Origin of the sequence: Massilia mucilaginosa (genome assembly GCF_011682145.1) — a bacterium.
Taxonomy (GTDB): domain Bacteria; phylum Pseudomonadota; class Gammaproteobacteria; order Burkholderiales; family Burkholderiaceae_D; genus Telluria_A; species Telluria_A mucilaginosa.
On record NZ_WHJH01000040.1, the window covers coordinates 1 to 14,541 of the forward strand.

At 62.0% G+C, this 14,541-nt stretch carries 14 protein-coding genes and 1 pseudogene; 6 read left to right on the plus strand and 9 right to left on the minus strand.

Annotation, left to right across the window (positions count from 1 at the left end; translation table 11 throughout):
- A pseudogene (locus tag F2P45_RS36420) lies at positions 1-149 on the plus strand (IS110 family transposase); the annotation flags it as partial.
- 553 nt (positions 150-702) lie between these two features.
- Here F2P45_RS36420 and clpA read toward each other — a convergent pair.
- Both clpA and clpS read right to left on the minus strand, forming a co-directional pair.
- Positions 703-3,003, minus strand: a complete 2,301-nt coding sequence (gene clpA, locus F2P45_RS24370) for an ATP-dependent Clp protease ATP-binding subunit ClpA (RefSeq protein ID WP_166880712.1) — start codon at positions 3,001-3,003, stop codon at positions 703-705.
- Positions 3,000-3,302 carry an ATP-dependent Clp protease adapter ClpS gene (clpS, locus tag F2P45_RS24375; RefSeq protein ID WP_099881541.1) on the minus strand — a complete coding sequence of 101 codons (303 nt, stop codon included), beginning with the start codon at positions 3,300-3,302 and terminating at the stop codon, positions 3,000-3,002. The genes clpA and clpS overlap by 4 nt, the downstream gene beginning before the upstream one ends.
- 321 nt (positions 3,303-3,623) lie before the next feature.
- On the opposite strand from clpS, the gene cspE reads away from it, so the two are divergent.
- Together cspE and F2P45_RS24385 are read left to right on the plus strand one after the other, a co-directional pair.
- Positions 3,624-3,827, plus strand: coding sequence for a transcription antiterminator/RNA stability regulator CspE (cspE, locus tag F2P45_RS24380; RefSeq protein WP_010395943.1), 204 nt, complete (start codon positions 3,624-3,626; stop codon positions 3,825-3,827).
- A gap of 63 nt (positions 3,828-3,890) precedes the next feature.
- Complete coding sequence (locus tag F2P45_RS24385) at positions 3,891-4,382, plus strand: GNAT family N-acetyltransferase (protein ID WP_166880714.1); 492 nt, start codon at positions 3,891-3,893, stop codon at positions 4,380-4,382.
- Here F2P45_RS24385 and F2P45_RS24390 read toward each other — a convergent pair whose 3' ends face one another.
- Both F2P45_RS24390 and F2P45_RS24395 read right to left on the minus strand, forming a co-directional pair.
- Positions 4,383-5,021, minus strand: a complete 639-nt coding sequence (locus F2P45_RS24390; protein ID WP_166880715.1) for a glutathione S-transferase family protein — start codon at positions 5,019-5,021, stop codon at positions 4,383-4,385.
- 97 nt (positions 5,022-5,118) lie between these two features.
- Positions 5,119-7,176 carry a S8 family serine peptidase gene (locus tag F2P45_RS24395; protein WP_166880717.1) on the minus strand — a complete coding sequence of 686 codons (2,058 nt, stop codon included), beginning with the start codon at positions 7,174-7,176 and terminating at the stop codon, positions 5,119-5,121.
- Between the two features lie 416 nt (positions 7,177-7,592).
- Here F2P45_RS24395 and F2P45_RS24400 point away from each other — a divergent pair, with 416 nt between their 5' ends.
- Complete coding sequence (locus tag F2P45_RS24400) at positions 7,593-8,318, plus strand: sterol desaturase family protein (RefSeq protein ID WP_166880719.1); 726 nt, start codon at positions 7,593-7,595, stop codon at positions 8,316-8,318.
- 136 nt (positions 8,319-8,454) lie between these two features.
- Here the strand turns inward: F2P45_RS24400 and icd are convergent, their stop codons facing one another.
- A complete protein-coding gene (gene icd / locus F2P45_RS24405) occupies positions 8,455-9,708 on the minus strand; it encodes an NADP-dependent isocitrate dehydrogenase (protein ID WP_166880720.1) in 1,254 nt (417 codons plus the stop codon).
- 233 nt (positions 9,709-9,941) lie between these two features.
- Between icd and F2P45_RS24410 the strand changes: the two genes are divergently transcribed.
- Positions 9,942-10,505, plus strand: a complete 564-nt coding sequence (locus tag F2P45_RS24410) for a pseudouridine synthase (RefSeq protein ID WP_166880722.1) — start codon at positions 9,942-9,944, stop codon at positions 10,503-10,505.
- A gap of 242 nt (positions 10,506-10,747) precedes the next feature.
- Here F2P45_RS24410 and rpsT read toward each other — a convergent pair whose 3' ends face one another.
- Positions 10,748-11,011, minus strand: coding sequence for a 30S ribosomal protein S20 (rpsT, locus tag F2P45_RS24415; protein WP_166880724.1), 264 nt, complete (start codon positions 11,009-11,011; stop codon positions 10,748-10,750).
- Positions 11,012-11,244: 233 nt separating this feature from the next.
- On the opposite strand from rpsT, the gene murJ reads away from it, so the two are divergent.
- A complete protein-coding gene (gene murJ / locus F2P45_RS24420; RefSeq protein WP_166880726.1) occupies positions 11,245-12,795 on the plus strand; it encodes a murein biosynthesis integral membrane protein MurJ in 1,551 nt (516 codons plus the stop codon).
- 15 nt (positions 12,796-12,810) lie between these two features.
- Here the strand turns inward: murJ and F2P45_RS24425 are convergent, their stop codons facing one another.
- The 3 genes from F2P45_RS24425 to F2P45_RS24435 all read right to left on the minus strand — a co-directional run bounded on the left by F2P45_RS24425 (position 12,811) and on the right by F2P45_RS24435 (position 14,536).
- A complete protein-coding gene (locus tag F2P45_RS24425) occupies positions 12,811-13,224 on the minus strand; it encodes a Rap1a/Tai family immunity protein (RefSeq protein ID WP_166880728.1) in 414 nt (137 codons plus the stop codon).
- Between the two features lie 72 nt (positions 13,225-13,296).
- On the minus strand, positions 13,297-14,169 hold the full coding sequence (locus F2P45_RS24430; RefSeq protein WP_229505269.1) for a type II secretion system protein: 873 nt from the start codon (positions 14,167-14,169) through the stop codon (positions 13,297-13,299).
- A complete protein-coding gene (locus tag F2P45_RS24435; RefSeq protein ID WP_229505270.1) occupies positions 14,135-14,536 on the minus strand; it encodes a type II secretion system protein in 402 nt (133 codons plus the stop codon). Before F2P45_RS24435 ends, F2P45_RS24430 begins: the two co-directional genes overlap by 35 nt.
- Positions 14,537-14,541: the final 5 nt, after the last annotated feature.

A 14,541-nucleotide genomic window follows, 5' to 3' on the forward strand; every position in this document is an offset into this window, starting at 1 on the left:
CGAACAAGAGTGACCGGCTCAGCCGATGGGCGCTTGCGCTGCAAGCGCGGGTCGGCTATGGAAAAGCGGTCGTCGCCATCGCCGCGAAGAACGCTCGTCTCGCCTGGGCCGTGCTTGCCAGGGGAGAACAGTTCAGGCCGCTCACCTGACTGTGGGGGGAAGCATGTCGTCCGGCCGGCTGACGGCCGGACCCGCCCGTTGGGCGGGCCAGCGACAGCATGCTTCCCGATACGTTAGCAACTGAGCACACGGGGAAAACCCGTCGGCAGGAAAACACAAGGGGAGCAAGCTGTTTCCCCGTAAGAAACGGAAAGGAACATTCTTCGAGTCTGCAATGCATGATGAGGTAACGGTTTGACCGGGTGGAGCATACCTGTAGTCTGACGGGACAGAAACCAAGTCCGACGAATGAACGAGGTCCTCCACGCGCGTCTGTCATCATGGTCCGAGCCGTGCAAGATACCCGTGCTCGAGATAACCGTTTGTAGTACCGCAGGCCGACCTTCCGTCTTGCCAGGCAAACTCAAGAACATCCTCGAAAAATCAATTGAAAAACACCTTGAATTTGTTGGGAAGCCCTTGTAGTCAGACCTGACACCGGCGGGGATACTGCCGAGGCCGTGTCCGAATGTCAGACCTGACACCGGCGGGGGGCATAAAAAAACCCGCATCGTGTGCGGGCTTTTTTGTTGTTGCCGGTGCTTATTCGATTTCGACCGTTTCCGGTGCCGCCGGTGGAGGCGCAGCGTCGGACTCGGGGAATTCGAGCGTGACCGCATCTTTGTCGTCCATGTCGACCGTGACCCGGCCGCCACTGACCAGACGGCCGAACAGCAGTTCGTCGGCCAGCGCCTTGCGGATCATGTCCTGGATCAGGCGCGCCATCGGCCGCGCTCCCATCTGCGGATCGAATCCTTTCTTCGCGAGGAACTTGCGCAGTTTCTCGGTGAAGATGGCTTCGACCTTCTTCTCGTGCAGCTGTTCTTCGAGCTGCATGAGGAACTTGTCGACCACGCGCAGGATGATTTCTTCGTCCAGTGCGCGGAAGCTGATGGTGGCGTCGATCCGGTTGCGGAACTCCGGCGTGAACATGCGCTTGATGTCGGCCATCTCGTCGCCCGCCGCCTTGGAGTCGGTAAAGCCCATCGAGCGCTTGGTCAGGCTCTCGGCGCCGGCATTGGTCGTCATGATGATGATCACGTTGCGGAAGTCCGCCTTGCGGCCGTTGTTGTCGGTCAGGGTGCCATGGTCCATCACCTGCAGCAGGATATTGAAAATATCCGGATGCGCTTTTTCGATCTCGTCGAGCAGCAGCACCGCGTGCGGCTTCTTGGTGATGGCTTCGGTCAGCAATCCACCCTGGTCGAATCCGACGTAGCCCGGCGGCGCGCCAATCAGGCGGCTGACGGCGTGGCGTTCCATGTACTCCGACATGTCGAAGCGAATCAGCTCGATGCCGAGGATGAAGGCCAGCTGCTTGGCCACCTCGGTCTTGCCGACGCCGGTCGGACCGGAGAACAGGAAGGACCCGATCGGCTTGTCGGTCTTGCCCAAACCGGCGCGCGCCATCTTGATCGCCGACGACAGCGCATCGATCGCAGGCTCCTGGCCGAACACGACGTTGCGCAGGTCGCGGTCGATGGTCTGGAGCTTGCTGCGGTCGTCCTGGTTGACGGTTTGCGGCGGGATGCGCGCGATCTTGGCAATGATGTCCTCGATCTCGGTCTTGCCGATGGTTTTCTTCTGCTTCGACTTCGGCAAGATCCGTTGCGCCGCGCCGGCTTCGTCGATGACGTCGATCGCCTTGTCGGGCAGATGGCGGTCGTTGATGAAGCGCGCCGCCAGTTCGGCCGCCGTCGACAGCGCCGACGACGAATACTTCACGCCGTGGTGCTCTTCGAAGCGCGACTTGAGGCCGCGCAGGATCTGGATGGTCTGTTCGACGGTCGGCTCGTTGACGTCCACTTTCTGGAAGCGGCGCGACAGGGCGTGGTCTTTTTCGAACACGCCGCGGAACTCGGTGTAGGTGGTCGCGCCGATGCACTTGAGCTGGCCGTTGGCGAGCGCAGGTTTCAGCAGGTTGGACGCGTCGAGCGTGCCGCCGGACGCCGAGCCGGCGCCGATGATGGTGTGGATCTCGTCGATGAACAGGATGCCGTGCGGGGTTTCCTTGAGCTGCTTGAGGACCGCTTTGAGGCGCTGTTCGAAGTCGCCACGGTACTTGGTGCCAGCCAGCAGGGCCCCCATGTCGAGCGAATACACAATGGCATTCTGCAGGATTTCGGGCACTTCTTCCTGCGTGATGCGCCAGGCCAGGCCCTCGGCGATCGCGGTCTTGCCGACCCCGGCTTCACCGACGAGCAGCGGATTGTTCTTGCGGCGGCGGCACAGGATCTGGATCACGCGGTCGACTTCGTCCTCGCGCCCGATCAGGGGATCGATCTTGCCTTCGGCGGCGGCCTTGTTCAGGTTCTGCGTGAACTGGTCGAGCGGGCTTTCCTTGGCCTGGCCTTCGACTTGCGCTTCTTCCACGCCTTCGGACGTTTTTTGCGAGTCGACCTGCTGGTCCTTGCGCACGCCATGCGAAATGAAGTTGACCACGTCGAGGCGGGTCACGCCCTGCTGATGCAGGTAGTAGACCGCGTGCGAGTCTTTTTCGCCGAAGATCGCCACCAGCACGTTGGCGCCGGTGACTTCCTTCTTGCCATTCGAGGCGGATTGAACGTGCATGATGGCACGCTGGATCACACGCTGGAAACCAAGCGTCGGCTGCGTGTCGACCTCGCCCGTGCCAGGCACGGTCGGGGTGTTGTCGCCGATGAAATTGGTCAGCGTCTTGCGCAGGTCTTCAATGTTGACAGCACAGGCGCGCAGGACTTCCGCGGCCGATGGGTTGTCCAGAAGCGCCAGCAGCAAATGCTCAACGGTGATGAATTCATGCCGTGCTTGCCGAGCTTCGACAAAGGCCATGTGTAAAGAGACTTCCAATTCCTGCGCAATCATACTTCCTCCATCACGCACTGCAGGGGGTGCCCCGCCTTGCGCGCATGCGTTAATACAAACTCCACTTTGGTACACGCTATATCTTTGGAAAACACGCCACACACTCCCTTGCCATGACGATGGACGGACAGCATGATCTGCGTGGCCGTCTCTCGGTCTTTGTTGAAGTATTCCTGGATGACGGCGACCACAAACTCCATGGGCGTGTAGTCATCGTTCAGTAGTGCTACCTGGTACAGCGGCGGCGGCTTGACCGTCTGCCGCTCCAGCAGTTGTTCGGTATCTTGCTTAGTGGCCATAACGCTTATTCTAATGCTTTCGACGATGATGCTATGGGTAAATATCAGGGCATGTACATTTGTTTTCCATCTTACGCGTTTTCCGATCTATGCGCAGATGGGACCCCAATTCGGTAAATCAAGAGTTGCTTTTTCGCAGAGTGTGAGGAATTTGGCAATTCCGATGCAAAAGCGCTTGACTTGAATATTTTTTCAACCAACAATGCGGTTATCGACTTGTACTTATGTACTTGTTGATAAGAAGTGAGCAGGCTGAGGAGGGGGCAGAAGCTTCTTGCTTTTATGGCTCGTGTGATTGGTTATAATTTTGAAAGTTCTTTTATGGCAACAGGTACAGTTAAGTGGTTCAATGATTCCAAAGGTTTTGGCTTCATCACTCCAGATGACGGCGGCGAAGATCTGTTCGCGCACTTCTCCGCAATCAACATGAACGGTTTCAAGACCCTCAAAGAAGGTCAAAAAGTTCAATTCGAAGTCACGCAAGGCCCTAAAGGCAAGCAAGCTTCCAACATCCAGGCTGCTTAAGCAATCACCGATGTAAAAAACCCCGCTTTCGAGCGGGGTTTTTTTATCTCCGCTACACACTCCATGACGATCATCTTACAGCTTCTCAGCCTTGCCGACCTGCGCACGCTTGCCGCATCGCGCGTTCCACGCCACCTCACCGGCCAGGCCGCCCCCGGCGCCCTGCCGCCCGCGTTTGTCGCGCAGCGCGCGCTCGAGCTCATCGAGGCCGGCAAGAGCCCCGCCTGGTGCGCCACCTTCGTCATGCTGCGCGTGAGCGACCAGATGGTGGTCGGCGCCTGCGGCTTCAAGGATGAACCGCGCGACGGCCAGGTCGAGATCGGCTACGCCGTCTCGCCCGACTGGCGCGGGCAAGGCATCGCCACCGACGCCGTGGCCGAACTGGCGCGCATCGCGTTTGCCGGCGGCACGGTCGAGCGCGTACTGGCACAGATCGCGCCCGACAATACCGCGTCGCTGCGCGTGGCCGGCAAGCTCGGCTTCGAGGCCGGCGCCACGCTGCGCGACGCCGAGGGCGACGAACTGGTGCAGTGGGTGCTGCGCAAACCGGCCTGATCAGGCTCGCTCGAACACGGCCATCTGGTCGCGCAGCGCTTTCCGGAACGCCGGACGGGCTTCGCAGCGCGCCTGGTAGGCCTTGAGGGTCGGATAGCCGTCGATGATGGCGGTGTGACGCAGCAGGCGCAGCACCGTGGTCATCATCAGGTCGCCCGCGCTGAAGGCGCCGTCGAGATAGTCGCGCTCGCCGAGCCACGCGGCCAGCTGATCGAGGCGCTTGTGGACCGCGTCGAGCGCGCCGGGACGACGCAGCCTGGCCCACTCCTCGGCACCGTAAAGCAGGTCGATCGCGGCCAGCTGCTGGAGCGGCACCTCGACCGTGTTGAGCGCCGCGAAAATCCAGCCGGTGGCGCGCGCCCTGCCCGCCTCCTCCCTGGGAAACAGGGCCCCGCTGCGCTGCGCGATATGCAGCACCATGGCGCCCGATTCGAACAGGGTCAGGTCGCCATCCTGCATCATCGGCACCTGCCCGAACGGCTGCAGCGCGAGGTACTCCGGCGACGCCTGGTCCGGCGGACCGATCAGGCGCACCGCGTACAGTTCGCCCGCCTCTTCAAGCGCCCAGCGCACCCGCAAGTCGCGTACCAGGCCCTGGGCGAAGGGAGGAACGTACTGAAAAGCACTGATGGTCAGCATGGCGGCAATCTCCTGAAGTTGTAATTGATCAGGATCATAAACCGCTTCGGGCTGTCAGGCGCGCCGTCACGCGCACGCGGCGCGCCTGACATGCTGCTTACAGGGCGTCGATTCCCAGCGTCATGTACGTTTCGGGCGCGCCCGGCGCATTCCGATTGACGCAAACGACATTCCAGTAGTACTCGCCGCCGCTTCCCAGTTTCAGCGGCGCCCAGCGCAGCGAGGTGGGCGCGTTCTTGTTCTCGTACCAGGTGGTGAAGAATTCCACCGGCAGGCGGCTGTAAGCCGTTACCGCGCATGAGGTCGCATTTGTGGCCTGATACGCCACCGTCACGGCGGTGTTCGCCGGCAAGGTGGCAGAGCCATCATTCGGCACCCCATTGATGCTGAAAGCGATGACCGGCTCCAGCCCGCGCGCCACCCGCGCCGAGGCGCTGGCGCTATTGCTCTCGCCGTTGGCGGAACGGCAGTCGACATCCCAGCGGTGCAAGCCCGGATTGCGCGGCGCGCTGCCCCAGTTGAAGGAGGTCGGACCGGCCAGCTTCTGCTCGACCAGGTTGCCGTCGACGTAGGCCCGCATGTCGCAGCTTTGCGCACCGACCGCGTCGTAGCTCAGATCGAATGCGGTGGCGGTGGTCAGCACCGGATTGGGCGCCACGCCGAGCGCGGGCGGGGTGGCGCTGGAACGCTGGCCGCCGAGCTTGAATTCGACCGTCGGCTTGGCCTTGTGCGCGGCGCCGGCGATGCTGGCCACCCGCAGCGGGATGCCCTGGGTGAGCGCACCGCCGCTGACCAGGCGCGCGCGGATGGCGTTTTCCACCTCGCCCGGCGTGCGCAGGGTGGGCGTGGTTTCGATCAGGCGCGCCGCCAGCGCGCTCACGTGCGGCGCCGCCCACGAGGTGCCGGAACTGACCACATAGGTCGAGGCGTAGCTGTTCATCCAGGTCGACCTGACGTTCTTGCCAGGCGCCCAGGCATCGACGCAGGCGCCGAAGTTCGACCCCATCTCGGTCACGCCCTTGGGGTCGAGCGGCGCAAAGGCACCGCTGCCGTTCAGGGGCTGGGCCGGCTGGCCGTTGCTGTCGATCGCGCCGACCACCAGCGCGCCGTCGGACGGCAGCTTGTCGTTGAAGCTGTAGAAGCAGGCGTCGCTGTAGCGGTTGCCGGCCGACTGCACGAAGACCGCGCCGCGATAGCCGCTGGCATTGTCAGGCGTGATCAGGGCGCGCACGCTTTTCTGGAAAGCGGCGACCAGGGGCATGCGGTCGGGTGTCAGATTGACCATCTGGAAGTTGCTCGACAGATTAACCACACCCATGCGTCCCTCGGCCAGGATGCGGCGCTTGGCTTCGTCCAGGGCCGCGATCACATTCGCAAAACTGTTGCTGCCCACCGCGCAGGTAGGGTCGCCGTAGGCCAGCGAGACCAGTTTCGCGCCGGCGTTGACCCCGGTGACGCCGGCGTTGTCGTTTTTGGCTGCGATGATGCCGGCCACGAAGGTCGCATGCGGATACTTGCCGATTGCGCAAGCGCCAGGCGCGTTCCAGCGCGCGCTGACCGGCACGTCCACATGGTTGGCGATGCCGCTGTCGATCACATACACGGTGGCGGCGCCGCTACTGGCCGCGCTGCCGCCGACCGCCTGCACACCCCACGGCAAAGTGCTGGCGCCGACCTGCACGTCGCTCCACACGGCGCTGGCGCTGGCCTCGGCCTGGATGTCCGGCGACACCGACTTGATGCGCGGATCGCGCCTGAGCGCGCTCACCTGCTGTTCGGTCAGGTAGGCGGCAAAGCCCTGCAGGGTGTGGCTGTAGGCATGGGTGGCGGTAAGCCGGTGCGCGGCTTCGACCTCGTGCAGCAGGCGCATCACTTTGCCGTCGTGGTCGGCGCCGAAGCGCGGGTCGCCGAGCGCCTTGGCCGAATACCGCTGCGCGGCCGTGTCGGCGAACAGGACGATGTAACGGATGGTACCGGCTTCGTTGCGGATCGGCGCCTGCAGCGCTGGCGGGGCCTGGCGCAGGGCCGCGGCGCCAGCCGGCAGGCCCGGCGCGGCGGCGCCGTTCTGCGCACCGGCGCCGCCCGCCAACGCCGTGGCGCCGAACAGGCCGCCGGCCACGATTGCACACACACGTTTGCCAATTGCTCTTGTCATTTTCTTCCTTGTATTGGTTAGCCCATCCACGGATGTGAATATGCAGAATGCGTTGCATAAATATCAACAGCGCGAGCAAGTGTAACGTAAATACTGGTTACATATTCTTAACATTTTTGACATTAATTATCGCTCTGGAAGCAAGGATGGCGATGCCATGCGCGGGGCATGACGAGACTCATGAGGACTGCATCGGGATGGGTTTTCTAGACTACAAAAATTGCCGCGAAAGAAAGCAGGCCGGCTTGCCTTGCGCCGGAATACGGAAGCAAAAGGGCGATATCCGGCACTGCCGGGCGCGGCGCAGCATCATGGCGCGATACCGACAGCACCGCGTGGCAGTACCGGGAGCATGCCAACTTTACATCGTCGCCGTGCGTGCAACACTGCCTTCCCGACCCGCACAGGAGACCTTCATGCTACCCCTTATCCTCGCCGTGTTCGCGGCCTGTTTTGTCCTCGAACGCGTCATCCCCGGCTGGACCTTGCCGAAAATTCGCACCTGGCCGTTGCGGGTGCTGCTGATTAACGCGGCCCAGCTGGGCATCGTGGTGCTGGCCGGGATCAGCTGGGAACGCTGGCTGTCGGCCGTGTCCGTGTTCCAGTTGTCGCATTACCTGAACCCGGTCGCGGGCGGGCTACTGGCCTATTTCATCGCCACCTTCGTGTTTTACTGGTGGCACCGCTGGCGCCATGAAGTCGACTGGCTGTGGCTGCATTTCCACCAGATTCACCATAGTCCGCGCCGCATCGAGGTGATTACCTCGTTCTATAAACATCCGGGGGAAATGCTGGTGAACTCGATCATCGGCAGCCTGCTGGTGTACACCTTGCTGGGACTGTCGCCGGAGGCGGGCGCGTATTACACGCTGTGCACGGCGCTGGGGGAATTCTTTTATCACACCAGCGTGCGCACGCCGCGCTGGATCGGCTATCTCTTCCAGCGTCCGGAAATGCACCGCATTCACCATCAGTACGGACGCCACAAGAATAACTACGGCGATATCGTATGGTGGGACATGCTGTTCGGGACCTACGAGAATCCTCAGCGCTTCGAGTCCACCTGCGGCTTCGATGCGGACAAGGAAGAGCGCCTGGTCGAGATGCTGATGTACCGGGATGTGCACCGGGATGCTCCCTGACGTCATGACGGCCACTGGCCAAGCTTCTTCACGGCCTGCCCGCATGCACCCGCATTCCAGATAACAAAAAACCCCGCTCTCCTGCGAGAACGGGGCTGTGTGCGCCGCGCCTGGGCGCGGCGGCAATCGTCCGCTATTACATCTGCTCGATCATCACATCGCCGAAACCGGAGCACGACACTTGGGTCGCGCCTTCCATCAGGCGGGCGAAGTCGTAGGTGACCTTTTTCGAGGCGATCGATTTCTGCATCGATTCGATGATCAGGTCGGCCGCTTCCAGCCAGCCCATGTGACGCAGCATCATTTCAGCCGACAGGATCAGCGAACCTGGGTTCACGTAGTCCTTGCCTGCGTACTTCGGTGCGGTACCGTGGGTCGCTTCGAACATGGCGACCGAGTCCGACAGGTTGGCGCCCGGAGCGATACCGATACCGCCCACTTGTGCGGCCAGCGCGTCGGAGATGTAATCGCCGTTCAGGTTCAGGGTCGCGATGACGCTGTACTCGGCCGGACGCAACAGGATCTGCTGCAGGAACGCATCGGCGATCGAATCCTTGACGATGATGTCCTTGCCGGTCTTCGGATTCTTGAACTTGCACCATGGGCCGCCATCGATCAGCTCGGCGCCGAATTCTTTTTGCGCCAGTGCGTACGCCCAATCGCGGAAGCCGCCTTCGGTGTACTTCATGATGTTACCTTTGTGAACGATCGTCACGGAAGGCTTGTCGTTGTCCACGGCGTACTGGATCGCCTTGCGCACCAGGCGCTCGGTACCTTCGATCGACACTGGCTTGATGCCCAGGCCCGAGGTCTCAGGGAAGCGGATCTTGGTAACGCCCATTTCCTTGATCAGGAAATCCATCAGTTTCTTGGCGCCTTCGGAACCTTGCTGGTATTCGATACCGGCGTAGATGTCTTCCGAGTTTTCGCGGAAGATGACCATGTCGGTCTTCTCTGGCTCACGCACTGGCGAAGGCACGCCGGTGAAGTAACGCACCGGACGCAGGCAGACGTACAGGTCGAGCTGCTGGCGCAGGGCGACGTTGAGCGAACGGATGCCGCCGCCGACCGGGGTCGTGAGCGGTCCCTTGATCGACACAACGTAGTCCTTCAGCACTTCCAGGGTTTCTTCCGGCAGCCACACGTCCGGGCCGTACACGGTGGTCGATTTCTCGCCGGCATAGATTTCCATCCAGCTGATCTTGCGCTTGCCGCCGTAGGCCTTGGCCACGGCTGCGTCGATGACCTTGATCATGACCGGGCTGATATCGACGCCGGTGCCATCGCCTTCGATGTAGGGAATGACTGGATTATCTGGTACATTCAGCGAAAAATCGGCATTGACCGAGATTTTCTGGCCGTCAGCAGGTACTTTGATATGTTGATACATCGTGATCTCCGAAGTGGACGCATAGCAGGCGGCAACAATGTTGCGTCTGTCAGGCATGGTCTGCAATCTGAATTGGTTACTATAAATACGACGAGAGTTGTAGTCTTCTATAAGACATAAGACGCGCGTTTCATATTATGCACCAGTATTTTACTAGGCGCTACGGTTTTGCGACACTAACAAATGGCCCGCCAAGCGAACGGCGGGCCGAACATCTTTCCAGCGACTCAATTATGCCCCTCATTCTCTTTAACAAACCGTTCCAGGTGCTGTGCCAGTTCTCGCCGCAGGCGGGACGCGAATCGCTGGCCGACTACCTGCGCACGCCCGACATCTACCCGGCCGGCCGGCTCGACGCCGACAGCGAAGGGCTGATGCTGCTCACCGACGACGGCCGCCTGCAGCACAGCATTGCCCATCCGGACCACAAGGAAGCCAAGACCTATCTGGTGCAGGTGGACGGCGCGCTGGAGGCCGACGCGCTGGCGCGCTTGCAGGCGCCGCTCGACCTGGGCGATTTCGTGACCAAGCCGTGCCAGGCGGTGCGGATCGCCGAACCGGGCTGGCTGTGGCCGCGCACGCCGCCGATCCGGGTGCGCGCCGACAAGCCGACCAGTTGGATCGCGATTACTTTACAGGAAGGAAAGAATCGCCAGGTGCGCAGAATGACGGCGGCGGTGGGATTGCCGACCCTGCGGCTGATACGCAGCAGCATCGGGCCGTTTTCGCTGGCGACGCATCCCCTGATGCCGGGAGAATGGGTGGAAGTGCCGGCTGGAGATATGAAGAAGATCTGAGATGCATCCAGAACCGGGCTTGTTTCCACGCCGGGGTCAGACCCCGGTTTTGCTTGCCTGGGGTCTGACCCCGGTGTGGAAACAAGCCCGGGTCTGACCCCGGCTTAAGAATTTCGGCTTGGAAACTGAAACGCCGCAACCTAAACGCCCACAACAAAAACCCGCCAGGGCCGAAGCCAGGCGGGTTTTTTCATACTCACAAGCCCGACCGGCAGACCGAAGTCCACCGGCGGCACAGGCTATTAAGCCAGCGCTTTCAGAGCAGCAGCCAGACGGCTCTTGTGACGCGCTGCTTTGTTCTTGTGGATGATTTTCTTGTCGGCGATGCTGTCGATGGTCGACACGGATGCCTGGAAGATCGATGTTGCGGCGGCTTTGTCGCCAGCCTGGATAGCCTTGCGCACTGCCTTGATAGCGGTACGCAGGGTCGAACGCTGCGACGAATTGTGAGCGTTTTGCTTAACTGCTTGACGAGCGCGCTTGCGTGCTTGTGCGGTATTTGCCATGGAATTTCCTAAATCGGGGTCAAGTTGCGTTTGCAAACAATAGCGTCTGTCAAACCAGTGTCTTTTCTACACCTTGTGTGTCAAACCAGTGCCTGCCAAACATTAGTGTCTGCGTAACAGAATTCTGTACAGCCTTCGATTATAGCGAAAAGTTCCGGTAAGGGCAATTCAAAAATCAACATTTGTCAGCCACGCCCGTTCGCGCCACTCTTGCCGGGCTATAATCCCGGCCCATGAACTTGCTCAAAACCCTGGCTGCCATCTCCAGCATGACCATGCTGTCCCGCGTCACCGGCCTGCTGCGCGAAAGCCTTTTCGCGCGCGCCTTTGGCGCTTCGGAATTCACCGATGCCTTCAACGTCGCCTTCCGTATTCCCAACCTGCTGCGCCGCATGTTCGCCGAGGGCGCCTTCGCCCAGGCCTTCGTGCCGATCCTGGCCGACGTCAAGACCCAGCATGGCGATGAAGGCACCCGCCCGCTGGTCGACAGCGTGGCCACGGTGCTGATCTGGTCGACCCTTCTGATCACCATCGCCGGCATCATTTCCACGCCGTTCCTGATCAAGTGGATCATGGATACGTCCAGGCAGACCCCGCAAGCCGAGCAGGCTGCCGTCTTCATGACGCGCATGATGTTCCCCTATATTATCTGCATGGCCTTCGTCTCGCTGGCCAGCGGCATTCTCAACACCTGGCGCCAGTTCAAGATTCCCGCCTTCACCCCGGTGCTGCTGAATATTTCCTTCATCCTGGCCTCGCTGTTCCTGGCCCAGCGCCTGGAACAACCGATTTACGCGATGGCGTTCGCGGTGATGGTCGGCGGCCTGTTGCAGGTCGGTATCCAGATTCCCTCCCTGATGAAAATCGGCATGCTGCCGCGCATTTCGCTCAACCCGATCGCCGCCCTGCGCGACCCGGGCGTGCACCGCATGCTGAAAAAGATGGGACCGGCCGTGTTCGCCGTCTCCGCCGCCCAGATCAGTCTGCTGGTCAATACCGGCATCGCTTCGCGCCTGGGCGCCGGCAGCGTCTCCGCCCTCACCTACGCCGACCGCCTGATGGAATTCCCCACGGCGATGCTGGGCGTGGCGCTGGGCACGATTTTGCTGCCCAGCCTGGCCAAGGCGAATGCCGAGGGCGATACCTCCGAATACTCGGCCCTGCTCAACTGGGGCCTGCGCCTGACCTTCCTGCTGGCCCTGCCGGCTTCGGTTGGCCTGGCCATGCTGGCCGAACCGATGATCGCCACCCTGTTCCACTACGGCGCGTTTACCGCCAAGGCGGTCCATGCTTCGGCCATGCCGCTGATGGCCTACAGCGCCGGCCTGGTCGGCATCATCCTGGTCAAGACGCTCACCCCGGCCTTCTATGCGCGCCAGGACGTACGCACGCCGGTGCGCATCGCCATCGGCGTGCTGGTGGCGGTGCAGCTGATGAACCTGGTATTCGTGCCGCTCCTGAGCGTGGCCGGCCTGGCGCTGTCGATCGGCCTGGGCGCCTGCATCAACGCGGCCGTGCTGTATGCCATGCTGCGCAAGCGCGGCATTTACGTGCCGCAGCCGGGCTGGCTCCTGTTCTTCGCCAAGCTGGTGATCGCCGTGGCCGTGATGGGCCTGATCGCTTACTACTGCAAGATCCAGTTCGACTGGGCCGCGCTGCAAGCGCGTCCATGGCTGCGCGCCGGGGCCCTGTTCGCCATCGTGGCAGGAAGCGGCCTGGCCTACTTCGTGGTGCTGTTCGGGCTCGGTTTCCGCTTCAGGGATTTCAAGCGCAGCGGGCGCTGAGCGGCATCAGGGGCGTTATCGTCGGGCCAAAGCCGCTTTGCAAGGATACAGGCGCGCCAGGACGGCGAGCACGGAGGGAGCGGCGTCACCCTTGAGCTTGTCGTTACTCATGCGCGATAATTCTTCGACGATCAGATAATTCAGTTCATGGGGCACCGGTTTTTCATCGGGACACCATCGCTGTCCGGCAGCCGCACCCATGACGCCATCAATATAGCCAATGGCGCGCTCGCGCCGAACCGCGTTGAGCTGTCCTTGCGCAGGATCGGCAAGCATATCGCGGACGAGCTGTTCTCCCGTCATGCGAGAATCGTATGGCCGTGGCGGCGCGGCAAGCGCGTGCGCCGCCGCCGCCGCCGCCGCCGCCGCCGCCGCCGCCATGATAAGCGCAGATGCCACTGCCTGGAGACGTTGACCTGCTTGTTTCATGAGCCAGATTCCATTTCCATTACCTCCCCGAGCCTTGCGTAGATCATTCAAGTACTGGTTACTTTTTTGCGCCTACATTTCCCTTTTAGGCTCATTGCGGCGGCCGTCGTCGCGCTGGCGTTCATCGCGCTTGGGCTCGTCCTGCCCGGCGCTCTCCTGTCCATTCTTGCCGGACTGATCTTCTTCCGGCGGCTCCACCGGCTCGTCAGGCTTGTCGGCGGGCGGCTCCGCCTTCTCCGGCTGCGGCTCCGGCTGCGGCTCCTCGGGTGGCGTCATGGCCGCCTCGGCAGCCGGTTCCTGGGCTGGCGCTGGCGCTGGCACTGGCGGGGGCGCCATCTGGTCGGCCGGCTTCGCAGCAGCGTCGGCTGGAGGGAACAGCGGCGCCGGCTGGCCCGGCTGGCTCTGCCCGGGCACCGTCATCGGCTCCTGCGGCGTCATGGTCAGTGTCGACAAGGTGAACTTCCACTCCGACAGCTTGCTCTTGTTTTCCATGTTCAGAAAGCGCGCGTCAAAATTGCCGACCTTGAGCGGCGGCGCATCCGACAGGCTGTAGACCCCCAGCACGCCCTGCTTGTCGCCCACGTACATCACGCCCCATTCGGCCTTGCCGGTGATCGGGTCGACGAAAATCTTGCGCAGGTGGCGCCGGGTGCCGGGAAAGCGCGGGTCCTTGAGCAGTTCCTGCAAGGTGGGCGGCTGCTGCGGCTGGCCGGGCGGCGTGGCGGCGGCGTAGCTGCGCAGCGCGTCGCTGAAGGCGGCGCCGATGGCGAGCAGTTCTTCTTCGGCGGCCGCGCGCTGCATGAGCGAGCCGACCTTCAGGCTGGCCGCGCCCACCAGCCCGATCACGGTGACCAGGATGATCAAGCCCAGATAGGTAAAGCCGTGCGCGCGCGCCAGGCGCGGCGCGGCCCTACCAGTCCTGGTACGGTTTGCCGTTGCGGTCATTGCCGGGCGCCCCACTCTTGATGCTGTACAGATTGCCCTTGGTGGTGTCTTCGGGCGGCACCAGGATCCAAGTGGTGCTGCTGTCGGCCACCGGGTCCACCGGAATGCTGCGCAGGTATTTTTTCTCGACCAGCTGTTCCAGCGAATCGGGATAGCGTCCGGTGTCGGCATAGTACTGGTCGATCACGGCGCGCGTGTTGCGCAGGTTGTCGGCCAAAATGGTGTCCTTGGCGCTGTCGATGCTCGGAAAAAAGCGCGGCACCGCGAGCGTGAGCAGCAGCGCCACAATGCCCAGCACCACCAGCAGTTCGATCAGGGTGAAGCCGCGCGCCGGGCGGCCTTGGTTTGCTTGTATCCGTGCTTGCATCGTCT